Origin of the sequence: Parapedobacter soli, from assembly GCF_025460835.1 — a bacterium.
GTDB lineage: Bacteria > Bacteroidota > Bacteroidia > Sphingobacteriales > Sphingobacteriaceae > Parapedobacter > Parapedobacter soli.
In genome coordinates, this window is record NZ_JAMXAY010000047.1 from 15,040 (window position 1) to 35,510 (window position 20,471).

The window sequence follows — 20,471 nt, forward strand, 5'->3', positions numbered from 1 at the left end:
TGATTTTATTGAACAAAATAAAATAGCGCAAAAACCACGCCATTGCCCACAAAGCTACCTTTTTAAATAGTCGCTACAATTCCCTAACTTAGCACCCTGATTTTTGCAATACCGCATATATGGAGACAACGTTTGATTTTGAGAAACCGATAGCCGACCTGCAGATGCAGATCGAAAAGGTTAACCAAGTAGCTGACAAAACGAAGGTAGACATGGGCGCTACGCTGGCGGAATTACAGGACAAATTGGAAAAGACCAAATACGAGGTGTACAACAATATGACGGGTTGGCAAAAAGTACAGATGTCGCGGCATCCGGACCGGCCGCAGACCCTCGACTATGTAAACCTGATTTGCGATGACTTCATTGAGTTGCATGGCGACCGGAACGTACGCGACGATAAGGCGATCGTGGGCGGGTTTGCCACTATTGGCGGCCAATCGGTAATGATCATCGGCCACCAGAAAGGCAAGAACACCAAGGAACGCCAATTCCGCAACTTCGGGATGGCCAATCCCGAGGGCTATCGCAAAGCGCTGCGCTTGATGAAATTGGCTGAAAAATTCGGCAAGCCCGTAGTTACACTGATCGATACGATGGGTGCCTATCCCGGCATCGAAGCCGAAGAGCGCGGGCAGGGAGAAGCAATCGCGCGGAACCTGATGGAGATGTCGGTATTGAAAGTCCCGATAGTCTGCATCATTATCGGCGAGGGGGCATCCGGTGGCGCACTGGGCATCGGGGTAGGCGACAGGGTTTACATGCTCGAACACACGTGGTACTCGGTGATATCTCCCGAGTCATGCTCCTCCATCCTCTGGCGTAGCTGGGATTACAAAGAGCGGGCGGCAGAAGCGTTGAAGCTGACTGCCGCCGACATGTCGAAAAATGGCCTTATCGATGGGATTATCAAGGAACCCCTCGGTGGCGCCCACCACAACCCGGAGGAAATTGCGGAATCGGTAAAACAACAACTCCTCGGAGACATAGCCACCCTCCAGAAAAAGACGGTGGAACAGCTGGTGAGCGAGCGCATCGATAAATTCAGCAAAATGGGCGTGGTGGTTGAATAACCACTTAATCGATTGCCCGGTCGAGGTGGACATAGCCGCCATCCACATGCAGCAGTTGCCCGGTAGTATGGCTCGACCGCTCAGACAATAAGAATACGACGGCATCGGCAATCTCTTCAACGGTGGTCATCCGCTTGCCCAATGGAATTCGATTGGTGATTTTCTCCAATGTCTCTTCGGGATCAGGCAATGTTTTAATCCACTTGTCGTATAGGGGTGTGTAACACTCGGCTACGATAACGGCGTTTACCCGTATACCATATCCCAACAGCTCTACGGCCCATTCGCGTGTCAACGCGCTGCGGCCACCGTTGGCTGCGGCATAGGCCGAAGTATTCCCTTGGCCCGTTTCGGCCGTCTTGGAACCGATATTAACGATGCTTCCCTTGCTCGCTTTGAGTGCGGGCAGGGCATGGTGTGCCATGAGGTAATAATGGATAAGCGATTTGTGTAGGCTGTCGACAAATTGCCGGTAGCCTCCGTTTTCCAAGCCTACGCCATCGTTTACCCCGGCGTTGTTCACCAGTGCATCTATACGGCCGAAATGGGCCAAAATGTCGGCGACGGCCCGCTCGCATTCCTCCGGTCGGGTCAATTCGGCTTCCACACTGAGGGCGTGGCCGCCTGCTGCCTCCACCTCCTGCCGTACCTCTTCGTTGTCGGCCTGTTTCCGGCCCACGATAACCGGAATAGCTCCTTCTGCTGCCAGGGCCAGTACAATACCCCTACCGATACCCTTGGCCCCACCGGTTACTATTACGACCTTGTCTTTCAGTTTTAAGTCCATGATATTATAAGCTATAAAAATCTACGGCATTTTGGTACCAGATACGTTGCTGGTGGGCAGCGGGGAGATGGCTAATTGCCTGCTCAACCAATCCGACCACCACGCTATAGGGTGCGGCAACATTACACACGGGCCAATCGGAACCGAACATAATCCGCCGGGGACCGAACACATCGAGGATATGCTGGATATAAAATCCGAAATCGTCGGGCTTCCACCCTAGCCAGCTGGCTTCTGTAACCATACCTGATAATTTGCAGTAAACGTTACCGTGCCCCGCAAGGGCTGCCAACTGGGTGGCCCAAGGTTCTTTTGTCCCTGCTGCGATATACGGTTTGGCCAGATGGTCTATAACAAAGGGCTGGTTGGGAAAGCAGGCAACAAATTCTGTTGCCGCATCGAGCTGGTGCGGCTTTATGAGGACATCGTAGGTAAAGCCGTAGGTTGCCAACGCTTCGATGCCCGCCAAAAATGCCGGCCGCAGCAAAAACCTTGGGTCTTCCTCGCCCTGCACGATATGGCGCATACCCTTGAGTTTCGGGTAACGGCTGAAATAGGCCAATCGCTCATTCACATCCGCTGCCTGCAAATCTACCCATCCCACAACACCATGTATAAACGGGTGCTGGTCTGCGAGGTCCAACAGGAATCGGGTTTCTGCCTCCGATTGGTCGGCCTGTACCGCCACACATCCCGATACGTTATTGGCGACCATCAAGGGTTCTAAGTCGGCCGGCAGGAAATCACACCGGATGGCGGCCATATCATCGGTAATCCAAGCATCCCGTACGGGGTGGTAATGCCAGAAATGTTGGTGGCTATCGATCCGCTTCATACGCCTTTACCACCTGCCGCGATGTGCCCAGCCCTTCGGCGCCCAGCTCTACCACGTCGCCGGGCTTGAGGTAGATAGGTGGATCAAAACCAAGCCCTACGCCCGCTGGCGTCCCGGTGGAAATCACATCGCCGGGGAGCAGGGTCATAAACTGGCTTACATAGCTGATGACAAACGGCACGCTGAAGATAAGATCGCGTGTGCTGCCATCCTGATAGGTGGTACCATTTACGGTGAGCCACAACCGCACGTCGTTGATGTCTTTGATTTCATCTTTTGTTGCCAGGAAGGGACCGATAGGTGCAAATGTGTCGCAACCTTTCCCCTTATCCCAGGTACCGCCCCGCTCCAGCTGGAACTCACGTTCGGAAACATCGTTATGCAGCACGTAGCCTGCCACGTGATCGAATGCGTCGGCCTCTGAAACATAGGAAGCACGCTTCCCGATAACAACGCCGAATTCCACCTCCCAATCGGTTTTGGTAGAATTTTTAGGAATGATGATATCGTCATACGGGCCGCATAGCGACGTGGTCGACTTCATGAATATGATAGGTTCCTCGGGAATTTTGGCCCCGGTTTCCTTGGCATGGTCGCGGTAATTGAGCCCGATGCAGAGTATCTTGGACGGACGCGCTATCGGGCTCCCTAGCCGTACCCCTTCCGGAATGGGAATTAACTTACCTTCGTTGGCCTTAACGAATTCCTCTAGGCGTACCAAGCCGTTGTTTTCAAAAAAAGCCTCGTTGTAATCACCCCCGAAAGCAGAGACATCGTAATTTATACCCTCTTGCTGCACCCCTATTTTTTCATGGCCGGAGTCGCCATATCGGATTAATTTCATCTTTAAGTATTTTAAAATCGTAAGTCTTTTGTCTAGTGTCTATTGTCTAATGTCTATTGTCTAATGTCTAATATCTAATAAATAAATAAACAATCAATTATTCAATGTCACGAAACCGCCGTCTATCGGATAGTCGTTGCCGGTGATGAATGCCGCTTCATCGGAACACAGGTACAATGCCAGGGAAGCAATTTCCTCCGGCTGGGCCATACGGCCGATAGGCTGGCTTTTGGACAGCGCTTCAAACATTTCTGCCTCCTTACCCGGATAGTTTTTAGCAATAAATCCATCTACAAACGGTGTGTGTACCCGTGCCGGCGAAATGCTGTTACACCGTATACCGTGGTGCAGGTAATCGCGTGCCACCGATAAGGTCATGGCGTGAACAGCTCCCTTGCTTGTGGAGTAAGCAAAGCGATCGGTAATGCCAACCAATGCGGCTATGGAAGCCATGTTGAGTATAGCCCCTCCACCATGCGCCTTCATCAACGGGACAACGGCGTGCAACACATTGTATGCTCCCTTCACATTGACACGGATAATCCGATCGAAATCGTCTTCCGAGGTGTTTTCCAAGTTGCCTACATGTGCAATGCCGGCATTGTTAACAAGAATATCAACGGGTCCGATGCTGTTTATAACATCCAGCACCTCCCTGTGCAAGCTCACATCACACGAGTGTACGGATGCTTCTCCACCCGACTCACGAATAGCAGCGGCCAACTCCTCGGCTGCCGACGTGTTCAATTCGAGGAGATGGACAGATGCCCCTTCTTGGGCAAACCGAAAGCTTATCGCCCGGCCTATGCCACTACCGCCGCCTGTAATAATCGCTGTTTTGCCAGCTAGTCTATTGGTCATTATTTTTTAGTATTTAGTACTTAGTATTGAGTATTGGGTACTTAGTACCCAGTCTCTGTTGTCTCAAATCTCACATCTCAAATCTCACATCTCAAATCTCACATCTCAAATCTCAAATCTCAAATCTCAAATCTCACATCTCAAATCTCACAAAGATACCCCTCTTCGCCATGGGATGAAATCATCCTGGCCCAATTGGACGGCCTTTGGCTGCACATTCCCGCTGGCCACCTCGATGATGTAACGAAGAATCGAGTGGGCCACTTGCGCTATTGTTTCTTCTCCTTCTATGATGGTTCCGCAGTTGATATCGATAATATCAGGCATCCGCCGGTACAATTTAGTATTGGTGGCCAATTTGATCACCGGTGCGATGGGATTACCGGTTGGCGTACCCAATCCGGTGGTAAACAGCACGACGTTGGCGCCAGCCCCCACTTCGGCGGTGGTGCTTTCGACATCATTGCCGGGTGTACACAGCAGGTTCAGTCCCGGCTTATTGGCCACACCGGGATAATCGACCACAGCCGTTACGGGCGAGGTGCCCCCTTTTTTTGCGGCCCCGGCCGATTTGATCGCATCGGTAATCAACCCATCGCGGATATTTCCCGGCGACGGGTTGGCATAAAAGCCCGAGCCATCCGCCTCTGCCCTGGCGTTGTAAGTCGTCATCAGCTCCATAAAATACAATGCTGTTTCCTCATCCACGCACCGGTCGCTCAACTCCTGCTCTACACCGCATAGCTCCGGAAATTCGGATAAGATAACCGACCCACCCATAGCCACCAGCATATCCGACACATACCCCAATGCGGGGTTGGCCGATATGCCCGAGAAGCCATCAGACCCGCCGCATTCCAAACCGATACATAGTTTGCTAAGCGGTGCCGGTTGCCGGCGTTGCTGATTGGCCTGCATCAAGCCGGCAAACGTACTTTTCAGTGCCTGCTGCAGCAAATTGGTTTCTGTACCCATCAGCTGCTGTTCGAAAACATACAGTGGCTTATCGAAATTAGGGTCGCGTTTGGCAATTTCTTCACGGAGTATGGATGCCTGTGCATGCTGGCAACCCAAGCTCAACACTGTTGCACCAGCCACGTTCGGGTGCGTGATGTACCCTGCAAGGAGGCCGCACAGGGCATCCGAGTCGATGCGCGTTCCGCCGCAGCCCATCTGATGGTTTAGAAATTTCACACCATCCACATGTTCAAACAACCGCTTACCCGTATCGAGCTCCTTCTCCACGGTAATATCAGCATTCAGGATATCCTCTACGGTGGCCCCCGATCGATACAGTTGGATCAGCTGTTCAACCTCCGGCTCGTAATCGTTTGAGCGCTTGCCATAACCCAACCGGTCTTCCAACGCGTTTTTCATCACCAGTACATTTCGGTTTTCGCAGAACACCATCGGGATGACCAGCCAATAATTGGCGGTCCCTACGGTGCCGTTAGACCGATGGTAGCCCATAAACACTTGGCCATCGAACGCTGATGTATCCGGTTTCTGCCAATCCAATCGGCGCTCGCCTAGTTCAAACGGTGCCGCCGCGTGGTGGATGTTGTGCGTGGTGAGTGTTTCTCCCCTTGGCAATGCTACATTCGTCTTGCCTACCAGCACACCATACATGCGCACATCGGCGCCTGCGGCGAGGGGTCCGATCGTGAATTTATGTTTGGCTTTCACGCCACTTAATATGGTAATCCGCTCACCCCCGAAGTCTATTTCGGTTCCGGGAGGCAGGTCGCGCAAGGCAACCAGCACATTGTCGTCCGGGTGTATCTGTAAAAAAAACCGGTTATTGTTCATCTAATTGTTTATTATCGCTAAGGTCGAAAATTTTATTCATTAAAACCCACTTTTCGCCAGGTTTGGCTCCGGGTATTGCTTTTTGGAATTTCCAGGTAAATTGTTCCCACGCCCTCACGTTTGGATTCGCATGGTCTGCCGCGGCCTTTTCGGCAAAGGAGAAATCATCTGTTGTTTCGATGATCATAAACATACGGTCGGCAAACCGGTAGATTTCCATTTGTGTAATGCCCGAATCTGTAATGGATTGCCGGATCTCGGGCGCGATGGCCCGGTGCAACTCTTCGTATTCAGCAATCAACCGTTCATCATTTTGGAGGTCGAGTGCCAGTGCGTACTTTTTCATAACATTGCTCGGTTGTTGTCCTTTAATTTATACTTACGTGCTTACTGGTGTGTTATTGTGGTCGGGGCTACTTTGCTATTGATATTGCGCAGTGCGAACAGCAGGACGATGGCGAAACATCCTGCAGGCACCAGGTATGCGATTTGCATAGTAAACCAGTCGGAGAGCCGTCCCATGACTACGGGAATGATAGCTCCCCCTACGATAGACATGATAAGGATAGACGCTCCTTGTTTAGTGTATTTCCCTAAGCCGTTGATTGCAAGCGAAAAAATAGTAGGGAACATGATTGACATGAGGAATGTAACCCCAACCATTGCATATACGGCAAACATGCCGTCTACCCATGCAGACAACATCGTAAATACGACGTTGAGCAACGAAAAGATGGCGAGCAGCTTTGCGGGTGTGACAAACCGCATGAGAAATGTGCCCACAAAACGACCTAACATAAATCCCAACAGCGCAATGGCTAATAAATTCGCTGCCATTTTTTCGGGTATCCCAGCCACCTGCTCTGAAAAACGGATAAAAAAGCTGACCACCCCCACTTGGGCACCCACATAGAAAAACAACGCGATAACCCCGAAACGGAAATTGGTATTGGACCAAAGCGACTTGCCGGTGGCCCCGCCCTCATACAAGTCAGCCTCCTCATTAATCTCAGGCAGGGGTGTGCGGGCCACCAATAGTGCAACCAGCAACACTACAGTACCGATGATAATATACGGTAGTTTCACGGCGTCGGCTTCTGTTTGCAAAAATGTGTCCAAACTGGCCGCCGACATGCTGGCCTGTTCTTCCAATCCGAGGGTTTTGCCCGACAGGATGTACCGGCCGCCGATAAAAGGAGCAAGCGTAGCCGCGAGCCCATTGAACGATTGTGCAAAATTAAGCCGCTGAGTGGCCGTTTCGGGACGGCCAAGCACACTGATATATGGGTTTGCTGCGGTTTCCAAAAAGGTTAGTCCGCTAGCTATCACGAACAACGCTATTAAGAACATGCCGTATTCGCGAGTTTCTGCTGCCGGAAAGAATAAGAACGCCCCCACTGCGAATAACAGCAGGCCGAAAACAATACCAGGCTTATACCCAAAACGTTTCATGAAATAACCCGCGGGTAGTGCTACGGCAAAGTAAGCGATAAAAAATGCGGAATCCACAAAGGATGATTGGAAATCAGAAAGCTGACAAGCCTTTTTTAGGTGGGGGATTAAGATTGGGTTCAGGTTGTGGGCAAACCCCCATAGGAAAAATAGCGAGGTGACTAAAATCACTGGAATTACTGTATACCGCTTCGTCATATTATGTTTATTTATCGGTTAGCGCCTGTTCGATTATGCAAATAAAGCAAACTGAGTCTACAATGATTGCTAAGATATTAGCGATTTATTAAGCTATATTAGCGCCTTGTTGCTATTATTGTTAAATATTGTGTTTTTTTGAGTGACTAAACGATATGAAGCCTCAACTGTTAAAAGTAAGCACGGGTCCTGCGCATTCTTTCAGTGTGCGGCGCGATAGGGTACCTTATGCAAATAACCGTTGGCACTACCATCGCGAAGTGGAACTCATCCATTTCGAAAGGGGCAGTGGCACGCAATTTATTGGTGATAGCATCTACAATTTTTCATCGGGCGATGTGGTACTAATCGGTTCCAACCTACCCCATTACTGGAGTTTCGACAGAAGCTATTTGGATACAGACGCCACCAGGGCCGCGGATGTCCGTGTTGCCCATTTCAACGACGATTTCTGGGGTAAGGATTTCCTCGACCTCCCCGAAAACACCAACGTTAAGCAACTGCTCCAACAGGCCAAGCAGGGCGTAGCTGTGTATGGCATGGCTCGCACCAGGGTTAAGGAATTGCTCGCGGAGCTGCTGTGCACCGAGGGTACCAAACGGATCACCCTGCTTATAGAAGCACTCACAGTCATTGCAGATACCGAAGAGCGCAGTCCGCTCTCCTCCGTTGGCTTCAGCCCAAATTATCAAGTGAGTGAAAACGACCGCATCAATAATATTTACGATTTCGCGCTCCAACACTTCCGGCGGCGGATTGCGTTGGACGAAATCGCCGAAGTGGCGGGGATGAGCAGCAATGCCTTTTGCCGGTATTTTAAATCGCGAACCGGCAAAACATTTTCACAATTTCTAATCGGGATTCGGGTGGGGCATGCGTGCAAACTTCTTATCGAAAACAACCTCACTGTCAAAGAGATCTGCTATGAGACGGGATTCCACAACTTCGCGGGATTCCACAAGTATTTCAAACAGATAACAGGAAAAAGCCCGCTGAGTTATCGGCGGGCATACCTGAAATAAGTTACTAATGAACTATTGCTGTTCCAAGCTCAACGAATACGGGAAGTCCTCCTGATCGGTTCCCCGCTGCATATTGGGTTTGTCGTCCATATCGAAATGCAACACGGCACCGTTTACAAGATCGCTATGCTTGAGGTAGTTCCGACCGTAATCTTTCCCGTTAAAAGTCGCCGACTGGATATAGCGGTTCTCCTTGCTATTGTTGGGTGCTTGGATTTCGATGGTTTTCCCATTGGGCAACTGGATGGTGACCTCCTTGAATAAAGGTGCTCCCAATACATATTCGTCGGTTGCCGGCGTAACCGGATAGAAGCCGAGCGCCGAAAACACATACCATGCAGAGGTCTGGCCATTGTCTTCATCGCCGCAATACCCGTCGGGTGTCGGCAGGTACATCCGGTCCATCGTTTCACGCACCCAATACTGGGTCTTCCACGGCGCACCCGCATAATTGTACAGGTAAATCATGTGCTGTATAGGTTGGTTGCCGTGGGCATACTGCCCCATATTAGCAATCTGCATCTCTCTGATTTCGTGGATGGTGAAGCCGTAGTAGCTGTGGTCAAATATCGGTGGCAGTGAAAACACGGAGTCGAGCTTGGTAACAAATGCTTCATGTCCACCCATCAACTGTGCCAGGCCTTCCACATCCTGGAAAACGGACCACGAGTAATGCCAGCTGTTGCCTTCGGTGAATGAATCTCCCCATTTAAACGGGTTGAATGGCGTTTGGAAACTACCGTCTTTGTTCTTACCCCGCATAAGGCCGGTCTCTTTATCGAAGAGCTTCTTGTAGTTAAAGCTGCGCTCGCGGTAGAGGGCAATCTCATCAGCCGGGCGACCCAGCGCCTTGGCCAACTGGTAAATCGCGAAATCATCATACGCATATTCCAGTGTTCTGGCAGCGTTTTCATTGATTCCTACATCGTATGGGACATAGCCGAGCGTGGTGTAATATTCAGCACCTGCGCGGCCAACAGCCGTGATGGGCCCTGCATTATTGGCTCCTTTCAGCAGGCCTTCATACAGCTTTTCGATATCATAGCCCCGTAGTCCTTTTATATACGCATCCGCTACGACGGAGGCCGAATTATTACCCACCATGATGTTGCGGTAGCCCGGACTAGCCCATTCCGGTAGCCATCCGCCTTCCTTATAGGTATTGGCCAACCCCTCTTGCATCTTTTGGTTTACGTCGGGATAAACCAGGTTGAGAAACGGGAATAATGCACGGAACGTATCCCAGAAGCCTGTATCGGTAAACATATAGCCCGGCAATACTTTGCCGTTGTACGGGCTGTAATGGATCACATTGCCATCTGCATCATATTCATAAAACATACGTGGAAATAGGATGGTGCGGTACAGGCACGAATAGAAAGTGCGCACCTGGTCGATGGTTCCGCCCCCCACACGTACTTTACCCAGCTCCGCGTTCCATTGTTCGGCCCCCTCCTGTTTGATGGTCTCAAAGTCTTTGTTTCCGATTTCGCGGAGGTTCAATTTAGCTTGCTCGTGGCTGATGAATGACGATGCCACTTTGGCTTGCACCTGGTCGCCACGGTTTGCGATACGGAAGCCAACAATGGCACCCACATGGTTGGCTTGGACCTCCAAGCGGTCTGCCACGCGTATCGAATCGGCGAATGTACTCACCTCAGCAAACGGTTGGTCAAACACCAGTACGAAGTAATTTTTGAAGTTATCCGGCACGCCGCCACTGTTGCGCGTGGTATAGCCGATGATGGTATTCTCTTCGGGGATGATTTTGATGTAAGAGCCTTTATCAAACGCATCGATAACCACAAAGGCACTATCGGTTTGGGGAAATGTGAAACGGAATCGTGCTGCCCGTTCGGTCGGTGTGATTTCGGCCGTGACGTCGTGGTCGGCGAGATAGACGCTGTAATAATGCGGCTTGGCCACTTCAGCCTTATGCGAGAACCAGCTGGCACGTTCGTCTTGATCGAACGTCTGTTTACCTGTAGTGGGCATGATGGAAAACTGTCCGTAATCATTCATCCAGGGCGACGGCTGATGCGTTTGCTTGAACCCACGGATTTTGTCGGCGGTGTAGGTATACATCCACCCATCGCCCATTTTACCTGTCTGGGGCGACCAGAAGTTCATTCCCCAGGGCCGTGCAATAGCCGGATAGGTGTTGCCATTAGAAAGTAAATGTACGGACTGCGTACCCATCAGGATGTTCACATAATCCAACGGGCTTTCTACGCGGCTCACCTCTTGTGCGGTACCGAATAGCGCAACCAGTGAGCATAAGAGAGTCAACGGTGATTTCATTTATTTATACTATATGATGTTTGTTTATAGGATTCTTTATCGATTAAATATATTAGCGCCTGCTAATATGGTAAAATAATCTCAAATCGAAAACGCTAAAAGTGTTTAGCAAGCACATCCACTTAACAGGCGACCATCTTTTGTTGCCTATTGCGTTCGCGAATACGGGGCATTTTAGCTAAGTTTGCAACAAAAATATAAAGGCAAAGAAACGTTAAACCATGAAGTTACTTGAAGGAAAGACCGCGCTTATCACGGGTGCCTCGAAAGGTATAGGCCGTAAGATAGCCGAGAAGTTTGCGGAGCAGGGTGCAAATGTAGCGTTCACCTACCTATCGTCTGTGGAAAAAGGCCAGGCATTGGAGCAGGAATTGCAAGCCTACGGCACGAAAATAAAAGGCTACCGCTCGGACGCGTCTAAATTTGAAGCTGCCGAGCAGTTGGTTAGCGATATCGTGTCGGAATTTGGCACCCTGGATATCGTGGTAAACAACGCGGGTATCACCAAAGACGGTTTGTTGCTTCGGATGACGGAAGACCAATGGGATGACGTGCTTGAAATAAACCTCAAGTCGGTGTTTAATGTAACCAAAGCGGCATCGCGGATCATGATGAAAAACCGGAACGGGGTATTTATCAATATGAGCTCGGTAGTTGGCGTGCAGGGTAACGCCGGGCAGGCCAACTATGCTGCTTCCAAGGCTGGCATCATCGGCTTTTCCAAATCGGTTGCCAAGGAATTGGGATCGCGGAATATCCGTACGAATGTCATCGCCCCGGGCTTTATCCGCACGGAGATGACCGATGTATTGGACCCCAAAGTAGTTGAAGGCTGGGAGCAGAACATCCCATTGAAACGTGCCGGTGAAACGGAAGACGTAGCCAACGCCTGCTTGTTCCTCGCATCCGATCTGGCCGCTTATATTAACGGACAGGTACTTTCGGTTTGCGGCGGTATGCTTTAACCGGTATAGTAAAACCCGCCAGCGCCATAATCGATCGGAGATAACACGCCACTGGTCGGGTATCCTTGCCCAGGAATAGTCGCCTTTCCTTGTATCACTGACGGAGCTAAAACACTACCTTTGCTGGGATGAACAACGAGGTCTTCTCCATAAAAACACACCAAGATTTTGACGATACGTGCATAAAGATATTTCGTCATCAAGCTGAGCATTGTGCCGTTTATAAAGAATACCTCTCGTTGATCCGTATAAACCCCGGAACGATAGAAAAACCTGAAGCAATCCCTTTCTTGCCCATCGATTTTTTCAAAAGCCATCGGGTTGTATCCAGCACCCGACAGCCACAGGTGGTTTTCAGTAGCTCAGGCACCACGGGCTCCGTGCAAAGCAAACATTACGTGGTGGATACCGCCGTGTACGAACAGAGCTTCCGTATGGCGTTTGAACGGTTCTATGGGAATCCCGCTGATATGGCTATCTTGGCATTGCTTCCTTCTTATTCGGAGCGGGAGGGTTCTTCGCTGATCTACATGGTAGATGACCTAATACATCAAAGCGGGAATCCACTAAGTGGGTATTTCTTGTACAACCATAATGATCTCTTCCATGCATTGCAGGAGCTCAAAGCGGCGGGAACGCGGACGTTGCTTATCGGCGTTACGTATGCGCTGCTCGACTTTGTCGAAAACCACGCCGTTGACTTCCCGCAGTTGATGGTTATGGAAACAGGGGGCATGAAAGGCAAGCGGCGGGAAATGATCCGGGAAGAGGTGCACGAACGGCTATGCCGGGGGTTCCATGTGGCGGAAATTCACTCTGAGTACGGGATGACGGAACTGCTGTCTCAGGCTTACTCCGCAGGTGGGGGCTTATTCCGCTGTCCGCCATGGATGCAAATTCATATACGCGACACGAACGACCCGTTCGATATCCTACCGCTAAACCGTACCGGCGCCATCAATATCATCGATCTTGCAAATATCCACTCATGTGCATTCATTGCCACGCAGGATTTGGGGCGGAAGTACGCAGACGGGTCATTTGAGGTATTGGGCCGTTTTGACCAAAGTGACATCAGGGGGTGCAACCTACTGGTGCAATAACCCCATGCCGTTTACTGCAAACTCGGGTCGCTAAACGTATCGCCCTGGCGAAGGTCGCCCGTATCGTAGCCTTTCTTGAACCAGTAAGCCCGCTGTTCGGACGTGCCGTGTGTAAAGGCTTCGGGTGTGACACGCCCTTGGCTTTGCCGCTGCAGCCGGTCATCACCAACGGCCTCCGCCGCTTTCATGCCTTCTAAAATATCCCGCAGATCAAGGCGCAATTCGGAAGATCTATTGGCATGGTGTGCCCACACCCCTGCATAGAAATCCGCTTGCAGCTCTGTCATTACGCTTACCTTATTATATTCCCGCTCGCTGAGCTGCGACCGCAGCTTCGCGGTCTTATCCATGGTGCCCAGTAGGTTTTGGATATGATGCCCCACCTCATGTGCCACCACGTAAGCCATCGCAAAATCGCCCGTAGCACCGAACTGCTCGTGCAGCTGGTCATTGAAGCTCAGGTCTATATAGACTTTCCGGTCGGCCGGGCAATAGAAAGGGCCATACGCCGAAGCGCCCATCCCGCAACCATCCGTAGGGGTCTGGTCGCGGTAAAACACCATCGTGCTTGGCTGGTACGTACTGCCCCCATTCGCAAAAATAGCTGCCCATACGTCCTCTGTGCTTGCAAAAACAACTTCCACCAATTCGGTCAGCTCCTGCTCTTCTGCACTGATTTCCACCGGCCCATCTGTCTGCTGAACACTGGTTGCCTGCATCTGTTGGAGCAGCTCCCCCGGATCTCCTCCCATTAGGAGACCAATGACCAAGACCACGATACCACCTACCCCACCCAGTGCCAGCTTGCCCCCGGACGACATACCCCGCCTGTCTTCCACATTGGTGCTTCTTCTTTTACCTTTCCATTCCATAATATATGCATCAAAAAAAGCCTTACGGCGATGCAAGGCTCAAGTTTTATAATCAGTATGATATTATTGTATAACGTTAAAACGAAAAATCGTCTTTTGATTCTGCATCCTCGGCAACCCCTACCCCGTTACTTTCAAACCCTGGCTCATACCGCTTTTCAACTACTTCTTGATGGGATTTGATGTATTCAACCACTTCGGTAAGCCCCTCGGCAAACTTTTCAAAATCTTCTTTATACAAGAAAATCTTATGCTTGATGAACACCCCGTCTTCAAACCGCTTCTTGCTCTCTGTGATGGTAACGTAGTAGTCGTTGGAACGGGTCGCCTTTACATCGAAAAAATAAGTGCGCTTACCAGCCCTTACCTTTTTTGAAAAAACCTCTTCACGCTCTTTGTTGTCAAAATCTCCCATTGTTAAGCTTTTTATTTTTTTGCATTCTCAGAATCGGGATAAATATAAAGCAATTTACTTGATTAATACAAGTATTTATCTAAATTGTAAAATTTATGCGCCTGGGATTAAACCATCCGTGTTGTACCCCCGTAGGCTTATTTACCGAAATAAAACGGCCGTTTACCGAGAAAACACAGGCCATTGCCTAATCGCTATTGCAGCAAGTCCCTATTCCGTATATCTTTGGTCCTATACTTCGGAGGGAAGTATACTTTTTCGATCAGCAATTTTATTAAACAACAATATAATGAACAAGCAACGCCAACCCGCAAACCAACATACCAGTACAGGCCGCATGTGGGCCGGAATCATCATCGTCGGTATTGGAACAATACTGCTCGCTGGGAAATTGGGCCTCGATTGGATTTTCCCGCATTGGGTATTCAATTGGCACAACATGTGGCCGATGGTACTCATCGTTGTGGGGCTGATCATCGGCGGCAACTCTAATTTCCGCAATCCGTCGTCATACATCCTGTTGGGGTTGGGTGCATTCTTCCTGATTAGGAACATCACCGATTTCAACATCGGTGCATTTATATGGCCTGTGGTAATCATCGCCATCGGCCTGTGGTTGCTGTCGGGCAAAAGTCGCGGCGGCCCTTGCGCTCCGCGACCGGACGGGCGACGGCGGTACCGCGAGCGATATGGCGACTACGAGTGGGATAAGCGTGTAAAAGATGAAACGGATGGCTCCGCACATAGCGGGGCCACTGCCTTTGGTGCAACCGGAGACCACAGTGAAAGCAACTCCTTCAGCGAAATGGGCACGGCCAACGGCGATACAGGAAGCTTCACCAGCGAAGATTACCTGAAATCGACCGCCATATTCAGCGATGTGAAAAAGATTATTATTTCCAAGCGGTTCCAAGGCGGCGAAATCGTAAACGTATGTGGCGGCACAGACCTGAACCTGATACAGGCCGATATCCAACAGCCTATCGTAATCGATGTGTTCCAACTATTTGCAGGAACCAAAATCATTGTACCCGCACATTGGAAAATTCAATCGGAAGTGGTATCGGTTTTCGGCGAGGTGAGTGACCGCCGCTTCTCACAGGGGACACCGTACGACGAGCAAAAAATAGTTTACATCAGAGGAACTTCCATATTCGGAGGTATTACCATCAAAAATATTTAACCGGCCGGTATCGTGAGCGACACAACGTATACTTCATCTAAACAACGGCTTATCAACATCAGTTGCTTTGTTATTTGGGTGACCTATGCACTTATCCAAACGGCTTTGCTCTGGTGGTTTGACGTCGATTTCAACTTAGCACTAAACGACAGCTTGGTGAGCGCCACGGTGACCACACTGTGCTGCTATGTCATCGCAGGGGCGCTCACACACTACTTACCCCAACGAAAGGGTTACTTTTATATCGTCATTTGGGGACTGGTACTGGCTGCGATCAGCGTGTCCTTAGACCGATGGATACTCCAATATATCATCCAGGATGAAGCTTACCTCAACCACATCGATATATCGCTGCCGGTGCGCTTTTTCTTCAATGCACTTCTCATTGCCTGGATGGCCGTCATCAATATCCTGTGGAACATCCAACAGGAGAATAAAGAAAATGAACAACGGAAAGCGGATGCCGAACGGCTGGCACGCGAGGCCGAGCTATATAACCTGCGGCAACAGCTGCAGCCCCACTTCCTGTTCAACAGCCTCAACTCTATTATCGCCCTGATTGGCCGGAAACCCGACGAAGCCCGGAACATGACTTTCCAACTCTCAGACTTCTTGAGGGGTACGCTACGCAAGGACGACCAGCAGCTTATTGCACTCAAAGACGAACTGGAGCATCTACAGCTGTATCTCGAAATCGAGAAAGTCCGATTCGGCCATAGGCTTGACACATCGGTTAACTTTGACGAAGAATGCCTGGCAATGACCTTGCCGGCAATGATTATGCAACCATTGGTGGAAAACGCCATCAAGTACGGGCTGTACGACACGACCGAGAAAGTGACCATTAGCGTAACCTGTACGTGCAATGACCACCTCTTGGAAATACAGATAGAAAATCCCTACGACAGTGAAAGCAATAAGCCAAGGCGCGGCACCGGATTCGGGCTCCGCGGTATCCAGCGCAGGTTATTTTTATTGTTCGGGCGTACGGACTTGTTGGAAACTCGATCTACAAGCCATATCTTTACCAGCATAATCAGGATCCCCCAATTATGATTAAAGCTGTATTGGTAGATGATGAACCCCTTGCTCGAAGCATGATTGCAGAATACCTCGAAAGTTACCCGCGGGTGGAGGTCGTCGCCGAGTGCAACGACGGATTCGAAGGTGCCAAAGCCATCATGCAGTACCAACCGGACATCATCTTCCTAGATATCCAGATGCCCAAAATAAACGGGTTTGAAATGCTGGAGATTATCGACAACCGACCCGCTGTAATATTTACCACGGCATTTGACGAATACGCCGTGCAGGCATTTGAACAACACGCTGTTGACTACCTGCTGAAACCCATTACGAAGAGCCGGTTCGACGATGCCATGGCCAAGTTTCTCGATGTCCAACACGTGGATACAATGCGGAAAAACACACAGCATCTGCTCGATAAAATGAACCAAGTAGACGGCAAGCTGGAGCGGGTTGTGGTAAAAACCGGAGCAAAAATCAAGATTATCCCGGTTAACAGTATCAGCTATCTGGAAGCAGACGATGATTATGTAAAAATCCATACAGATGATGGCGTGTTCTTGAAGAACAAAACGATGGCATCCTTCGAAAACCAGCTCGATCCAGCTCAATTTGTACGCGTGCACCGGTCATTCATTGTTAAAATCGACCACATCGCCCGGTTAGAACCCCATGAGAAAGATAGTTACGTGGCGGTACTTGCGGATGGTAACCAGGTGAGTGTAAGCAAAAGCGGCTATGCCCGCCTCAAACAAACATTAGGAATGTAAGCAGGTTTCATGTAATTTTGCCTCATGTTTGAAACCATGAACAGGATAGTCTGCATCATTTTATTGCTACCTTTATTCCCAGCCTTTTCGCAGGAGGAAGACCGTGCCCAGCAAATCAATCAGGCCGTTTTCAATAAAATAGAGTATCACTTCAATTTGCAAGAGACCGACTCAATCTATGCGCTCGTAGGCCCCCGGTTCAAACAATCGCTTTCTTTACAGGCTTTCCAGGTTGTGATGACCCAACAACTATATCCATTGGGACAAATCCAGTCGGCCGAATTGAAAAGCTATGACAACGGGACAGGCATCTATAAACTCAATTTCCTGAGCACACCTCTGCAGGTCGTTTTGGCATTAGACAGCCTAAACCGGATCGAGACGTTCCTTTTCCAGCCGTACGCCGGCGACCCCGTTCCCGAAAAGACGGGACCCATCGCGTCGCACGGTTCTGCCACATCCAAACTCGATTTTTACATTGATTCGGTCGCCTTGGCATACAGCCGCAAAGGCCACACCCATGCACTGGCCATCGGCGTGGTTTACGACGGCAAAACAAGCAGCTACTATTACGGTGAAACTGAAAAGGGAAATAAACAACTTCCTGATGAAAACACGCTGTTCGAAATCGGATCGATTACAAAAACATTTACAGCCACATTGCTGGCATACCTGGCGCAGACCCAGCAGCTTGATATCGACGCCCCGATTACCAACTACCTTCCCGACTCGGTAGCAGCAAACCCAGAACTCCAGCGCATCACACTGAAACAATTGGCCAACCACACGTCAGGGCTACCCCGCATGCCGGCAAATATCGATGCTACTGCAGCAACACACCCGCTAGACCCCTACAACGGCTATACTCAAGCCGATTTATACAGCTTCCTGGTATCGTACAAGGCAACCACACCCCCAGACTCCATTTACATATACAGTAATCTGGGCTTCGGCTTACTGGGCGATATTCTTTCTACCATATATGACAAGCCGTATAATGAGATGGTACGGGAAATCATCTGCGAGCCATTGGGATTGAACAATACGACGGAGTTCCCCAGTCCTGACTCGCAATATGTAGCCAAAGTGTATAATAAGGATGGACAAGAAACGCCGTTATGGACGTTTGATGCATTCGCCGCACATGGGTCGCTGAAATCGTCGGTAAAAGATTTGCTCACCTATGCAAAAGCGCATTTCAAGATGCCTGAAACGGACCTTGAGCATGCCCTTGCCCAAACTCGCCAATTCACGTATTTCAACCCGCCCGATACGGATATAGGCTTAGCCTGGCACATGAACCTTATGGGCGACGAGCTTATCTACTGGCATAATGGGGGCACCTTCGGCAGCAGCAGCTACATGGCTTTTTCACCCGATCGGAAAATTGCGGTCGTGGTATTATCGAACACCGCCGAACCCGTCGACAGCGTAGGTATTTCAATCGTAAACTCAATCTTGGCAACCAATTAGGCTGGGGTTTAGATTTAAAATACCCGCATTATACGTGGGTAGTAAGCACCCAATGCCACAGCACGCACAATGACGTAGACAATAAAAGCGCCCCAAAGCCCCGCATTACCATAAGCGGGAGCCAACAATACTGCCGAACCTATGAATACCAGTAACGCCGCCACCGTGGCATTGCGCATTTCCAGGCTTTTTGTAACACCGATAAACACCCCATCCAGTTGAAAGGCGGCAAATGAGACGGCAATATACACAGCGGCATACGAACGATGGGCTAACGCTATGGCTTGCACCTGCGTATCTTTGGTGAGCAATGGAACGAGCAGCCCACCCAACAGGTAAACGAGGCAGGCCAACACCAGTGCGGTGATGGCTGCCAACACACTAGAATGGCGGATTTGCTGAACAAAAGATACCCGGTCACGCGCGCCGTAAGCTTTGCCAGACAACATCTCGGCCACATGAGCATACCCATCCAGAAAAAATGCCGAAAGCGACACGAACTGCAGCAGCACATGATTGGCCGCCAACACATCATCGCCGAAATCGGCCCCTTGGTTTGCAAACCAAGCAAAACCGGTGAGCAGCGCTAAAGTACGGATCATGATGTCGCCGTTTACCCTGATAAGGGCAATAAGTTTGGCTTTGCTGAAAATACGTGGCCTAAGGTAACGGAAGCGATGCATGGGATGCACCAGCCGCATCTTCTTAATGATCAGATAAGACGAAAAGAAAAGTGCAGACCACTCTGCGATCACGGTACCCAACGCGATACCACGCACACCAAAATCATAGCCGACAACGAAGACAACATTGAGCAAGATATTGAGCCCGTTGAGGAAAAGCTGTACAGCCAATAAGTGTTTGGTCCAACCGGCGCCGATGAAAGTGCCCAGCAGCGCGAAAGTAATCAGGGTGGCGGGTGCACCCCAAATGCGAATATAGAAGTAGGTACCAACAAGACCTTTGATTTCATCGCTGGCTTTCAGCAAGCCGATAGCCGCGGCTCCGACAACGGATTGCAACAAGATGAGAAGCAGGCCTATAATACCACCCAGTAGCATTGAACGAAAAAGCAGCGCATGTGCTTCATCTACATCCCCGGCCCCGAGGGCCTGTGATACAAAACCGGTGGTCCCCATACGCAGGAAGCCGAAGCCCCAATATACGAAATTGAAAATGAGGGAGGCCAACGCGATAGCCCCGAGGTCTACCGCGGTACCTGTTTGGCCGATAGCAGCCGTATCAGCCAAACCCAACAACGGAACTGACGCATTGGCCAAAATAATAGGAACTGCAAGCTTGATGATATGGATATAATGCTGGTAGGCCATACGATGCAAAGAAACGAAATTACTAACAGGATGATAGTATCCTTAGAAACAAAGAAAGCCCCGAAACGGGGAGGATCGGGACCTTCAAACTAACCAATTATAAACCTAATTAGTCATCCCTTAAATTCTGTACAACACACTAACAGTCAGT

The 20,471-nt window shown here is 50.0% G+C and carries 19 protein-coding genes; 8 read left to right on the forward strand and 11 right to left on the reverse strand.

Annotated elements, in window-relative coordinates; all coding sequences use genetic code 11:
• Positions 1–119: 119 nt before the first annotated feature.
• Entirely contained in the window at positions 120–1,073 is a 954-nt protein-coding gene (locus NGM62_RS17000) for an acetyl-CoA carboxylase carboxyltransferase subunit alpha (protein WP_262249479.1), read from the forward strand.
• A 4-nt stretch (positions 1,074–1,077) separates the two neighbouring features.
• Here the strand turns inward: NGM62_RS17000 and NGM62_RS17005 are convergent, their stop codons facing one another.
• The 7 genes from NGM62_RS17005 to fucP form a co-directional block, all read right to left on the reverse strand.
• Complete coding sequence (locus tag NGM62_RS17005) at positions 1,078–1,860, reverse strand: SDR family oxidoreductase (protein WP_262249480.1); 783 nt, start codon at positions 1,858–1,860, stop codon at positions 1,078–1,080.
• 4 nt (positions 1,861–1,864) lie between these two features.
• On the reverse strand, positions 1,865–2,695 hold the full coding sequence (locus tag NGM62_RS17010) for an amidohydrolase family protein (protein WP_262249481.1): 831 nt from the start codon (positions 2,693–2,695) through the stop codon (positions 1,865–1,867).
• On the reverse strand, positions 2,679–3,539 hold the full coding sequence (locus NGM62_RS17015; RefSeq protein ID WP_262249482.1) for a fumarylacetoacetate hydrolase family protein: 861 nt from the start codon (positions 3,537–3,539) through the stop codon (positions 2,679–2,681). Before NGM62_RS17015 ends, NGM62_RS17010 begins: the two co-directional genes overlap by 17 nt.
• A gap of 93 nt (positions 3,540–3,632) precedes the next feature.
• The gene (locus NGM62_RS17020) at positions 3,633–4,400 is read right to left on the reverse strand and encodes an SDR family NAD(P)-dependent oxidoreductase (protein WP_262249483.1); all 768 of its coding nucleotides are present in this window, start codon (positions 4,398–4,400) and stop codon (positions 3,633–3,635) included.
• Between the two features lie 147 nt (positions 4,401–4,547).
• Complete coding sequence (locus NGM62_RS17025; protein ID WP_262249484.1) at positions 4,548–6,209, reverse strand: UxaA family hydrolase; 1,662 nt, start codon at positions 6,207–6,209, stop codon at positions 4,548–4,550.
• Positions 6,199–6,555 (reverse strand): L-rhamnose mutarotase, encoded by a 357-nt coding sequence (locus NGM62_RS17030; protein ID WP_262249485.1) that lies wholly within the window; start codon positions 6,553–6,555, stop codon positions 6,199–6,201. Before NGM62_RS17030 ends, NGM62_RS17025 begins: the two co-directional genes overlap by 11 nt.
• 41 nt (positions 6,556–6,596) lie before the next feature.
• Positions 6,597–7,859 carry an L-fucose:H+ symporter permease gene (gene fucP / locus NGM62_RS17035; RefSeq protein ID WP_262249486.1) on the reverse strand — a complete coding sequence of 421 codons (1,263 nt, stop codon included), beginning with the start codon at positions 7,857–7,859 and terminating at the stop codon, positions 6,597–6,599.
• 155 nt (positions 7,860–8,014) lie between these two features.
• On the opposite strand from fucP, the gene NGM62_RS17040 reads away from it, so the two are divergent.
• Positions 8,015–8,881 carry an AraC family transcriptional regulator gene (locus NGM62_RS17040; protein WP_262249487.1) on the forward strand — a complete coding sequence of 289 codons (867 nt, stop codon included), beginning with the start codon at positions 8,015–8,017 and terminating at the stop codon, positions 8,879–8,881.
• Between the two features lie 12 nt (positions 8,882–8,893).
• On the opposite strand, the gene NGM62_RS17045 is transcribed toward NGM62_RS17040, so the two are convergent.
• Positions 8,894–11,182 (reverse strand): GH92 family glycosyl hydrolase, encoded by a 2,289-nt coding sequence (locus NGM62_RS17045; protein ID WP_262249488.1) that lies wholly within the window; start codon positions 11,180–11,182, stop codon positions 8,894–8,896.
• Between the two features lie 221 nt (positions 11,183–11,403).
• Between NGM62_RS17045 and fabG the strand changes: the two genes are divergently transcribed.
• Together fabG and NGM62_RS17055 are read left to right on the forward strand one after the other, a co-directional pair.
• Complete coding sequence (fabG, locus tag NGM62_RS17050; RefSeq protein WP_262249489.1) at positions 11,404–12,147, forward strand: 3-oxoacyl-[acyl-carrier-protein] reductase; 744 nt, start codon at positions 11,404–11,406, stop codon at positions 12,145–12,147.
• Between the two features lie 128 nt (positions 12,148–12,275).
• Complete coding sequence (locus tag NGM62_RS17055; RefSeq protein WP_262249490.1) at positions 12,276–13,250, forward strand: acyl transferase; 975 nt, start codon at positions 12,276–12,278, stop codon at positions 13,248–13,250.
• Positions 13,251–13,261: 11 nt separating this feature from the next.
• Here the strand turns inward: NGM62_RS17055 and ypfJ are convergent, their stop codons facing one another.
• Positions 13,262–14,122, reverse strand: a complete 861-nt coding sequence (ypfJ, locus tag NGM62_RS17060; RefSeq protein WP_262249491.1) for a KPN_02809 family neutral zinc metallopeptidase — start codon at positions 14,120–14,122, stop codon at positions 13,262–13,264.
• A 76-nt stretch (positions 14,123–14,198) separates the two neighbouring features.
• Positions 14,199–14,537, reverse strand: a complete 339-nt coding sequence (locus NGM62_RS17065; RefSeq protein ID WP_262249492.1) for a PUR family DNA/RNA-binding protein — start codon at positions 14,535–14,537, stop codon at positions 14,199–14,201.
• Positions 14,538–14,826: 289 nt separating this feature from the next.
• Here NGM62_RS17065 and NGM62_RS17070 point away from each other — a divergent pair, with 289 nt between their 5' ends.
• From NGM62_RS17070 to NGM62_RS17085, 4 genes are read left to right on the forward strand one after another with little or no spacing between them, the layout of a single operon-like run.
• Complete coding sequence (locus NGM62_RS17070; protein WP_262249493.1) at positions 14,827–15,720, forward strand: cell wall-active antibiotics response protein; 894 nt, start codon at positions 14,827–14,829, stop codon at positions 15,718–15,720.
• A 12-nt stretch (positions 15,721–15,732) separates the two neighbouring features.
• On the forward strand, positions 15,733–16,776 hold the full coding sequence (locus NGM62_RS17075) for a sensor histidine kinase (RefSeq protein WP_262249494.1): 1,044 nt from the start codon (positions 15,733–15,735) through the stop codon (positions 16,774–16,776).
• Complete coding sequence (locus tag NGM62_RS17080) at positions 16,773–17,516, forward strand: LytR/AlgR family response regulator transcription factor (RefSeq protein WP_262249495.1); 744 nt, start codon at positions 16,773–16,775, stop codon at positions 17,514–17,516. The genes NGM62_RS17075 and NGM62_RS17080 overlap by 4 nt, the downstream gene beginning before the upstream one ends.
• A gap of 36 nt (positions 17,517–17,552) precedes the next feature.
• Entirely contained in the window at positions 17,553–18,989 is a 1,437-nt protein-coding gene (locus NGM62_RS17085) for a serine hydrolase domain-containing protein (protein ID WP_262249496.1), read from the forward strand.
• A 14-nt stretch (positions 18,990–19,003) separates the two neighbouring features.
• Here the strand turns inward: NGM62_RS17085 and NGM62_RS17090 are convergent, their stop codons facing one another.
• Entirely contained in the window at positions 19,004–20,320 is a 1,317-nt protein-coding gene (locus NGM62_RS17090) for an MATE family efflux transporter (RefSeq protein ID WP_262249497.1), read from the reverse strand.
• Between the last annotated feature and the right edge of the window lie 151 nt (positions 20,321–20,471).

What these genes read in the sequence shown, in the direction of transcription:
- NGM62_RS17000 (WP_262249479.1), top strand. Translation starts at nt 120, where the DNA reads ATGGAGACAACGTTTGATTTTGAGAAACCGATAGCCGACCTGCAGATG.
- NGM62_RS17005 (WP_262249480.1), bottom strand. Translation starts at nt 1,860, where the DNA reads ATGGACTTAAAACTGAAAGACAAGGTCGTAATAGTAACCGGTGGGGCC.
- NGM62_RS17010 (WP_262249481.1), bottom strand. Translation starts at nt 2,695, where the DNA reads ATGAAGCGGATCGATAGCCACCAACATTTCTGGCATTACCACCCCGTA.
- NGM62_RS17015 (WP_262249482.1), bottom strand. Translation starts at nt 3,539, where the DNA reads ATGAAATTAATCCGATATGGCGACTCCGGCCATGAAAAAATAGGGGTG.
- NGM62_RS17020 (WP_262249483.1), bottom strand. Translation starts at nt 4,400, where the DNA reads ATGACCAATAGACTAGCTGGCAAAACAGCGATTATTACAGGCGGCGGT.
- NGM62_RS17025 (WP_262249484.1), bottom strand. Translation starts at nt 6,209, where the DNA reads ATGAACAATAACCGGTTTTTTTTACAGATACACCCGGACGACAATGTG.
- NGM62_RS17030 (WP_262249485.1), bottom strand. Translation starts at nt 6,555, where the DNA reads ATGAAAAAGTACGCACTGGCACTCGACCTCCAAAATGATGAACGGTTG.
- fucP (WP_262249486.1), bottom strand. Translation starts at nt 7,859, where the DNA reads ATGACGAAGCGGTATACAGTAATTCCAGTGATTTTAGTCACCTCGCTA.
- NGM62_RS17040 (WP_262249487.1), top strand. Translation starts at nt 8,015, where the DNA reads ATGAAGCCTCAACTGTTAAAAGTAAGCACGGGTCCTGCGCATTCTTTC.
- NGM62_RS17045 (WP_262249488.1), bottom strand. Translation starts at nt 11,182, where the DNA reads ATGAAATCACCGTTGACTCTCTTATGCTCACTGGTTGCGCTATTCGGT.
- fabG (WP_262249489.1), top strand. Translation starts at nt 11,404, where the DNA reads ATGAAGTTACTTGAAGGAAAGACCGCGCTTATCACGGGTGCCTCGAAA.
- NGM62_RS17055 (WP_262249490.1), top strand. Translation starts at nt 12,276, where the DNA reads ATGAACAACGAGGTCTTCTCCATAAAAACACACCAAGATTTTGACGAT.
- ypfJ (WP_262249491.1), bottom strand. Translation starts at nt 14,122, where the DNA reads ATGGAATGGAAAGGTAAAAGAAGAAGCACCAATGTGGAAGACAGGCGG.
- NGM62_RS17065 (WP_262249492.1), bottom strand. Translation starts at nt 14,537, where the DNA reads ATGGGAGATTTTGACAACAAAGAGCGTGAAGAGGTTTTTTCAAAAAAG.
- NGM62_RS17070 (WP_262249493.1), top strand. Translation starts at nt 14,827, where the DNA reads ATGAACAAGCAACGCCAACCCGCAAACCAACATACCAGTACAGGCCGC.
- NGM62_RS17080 (WP_262249495.1), top strand. Translation starts at nt 16,773, where the DNA reads ATGATTAAAGCTGTATTGGTAGATGATGAACCCCTTGCTCGAAGCATG.
- NGM62_RS17085 (WP_262249496.1), top strand. Translation starts at nt 17,553, where the DNA reads ATGAACAGGATAGTCTGCATCATTTTATTGCTACCTTTATTCCCAGCC.
- NGM62_RS17090 (WP_262249497.1), bottom strand. Translation starts at nt 20,320, where the DNA reads ATGGCCTACCAGCATTATATCCATATCATCAAGCTTGCAGTTCCTATT.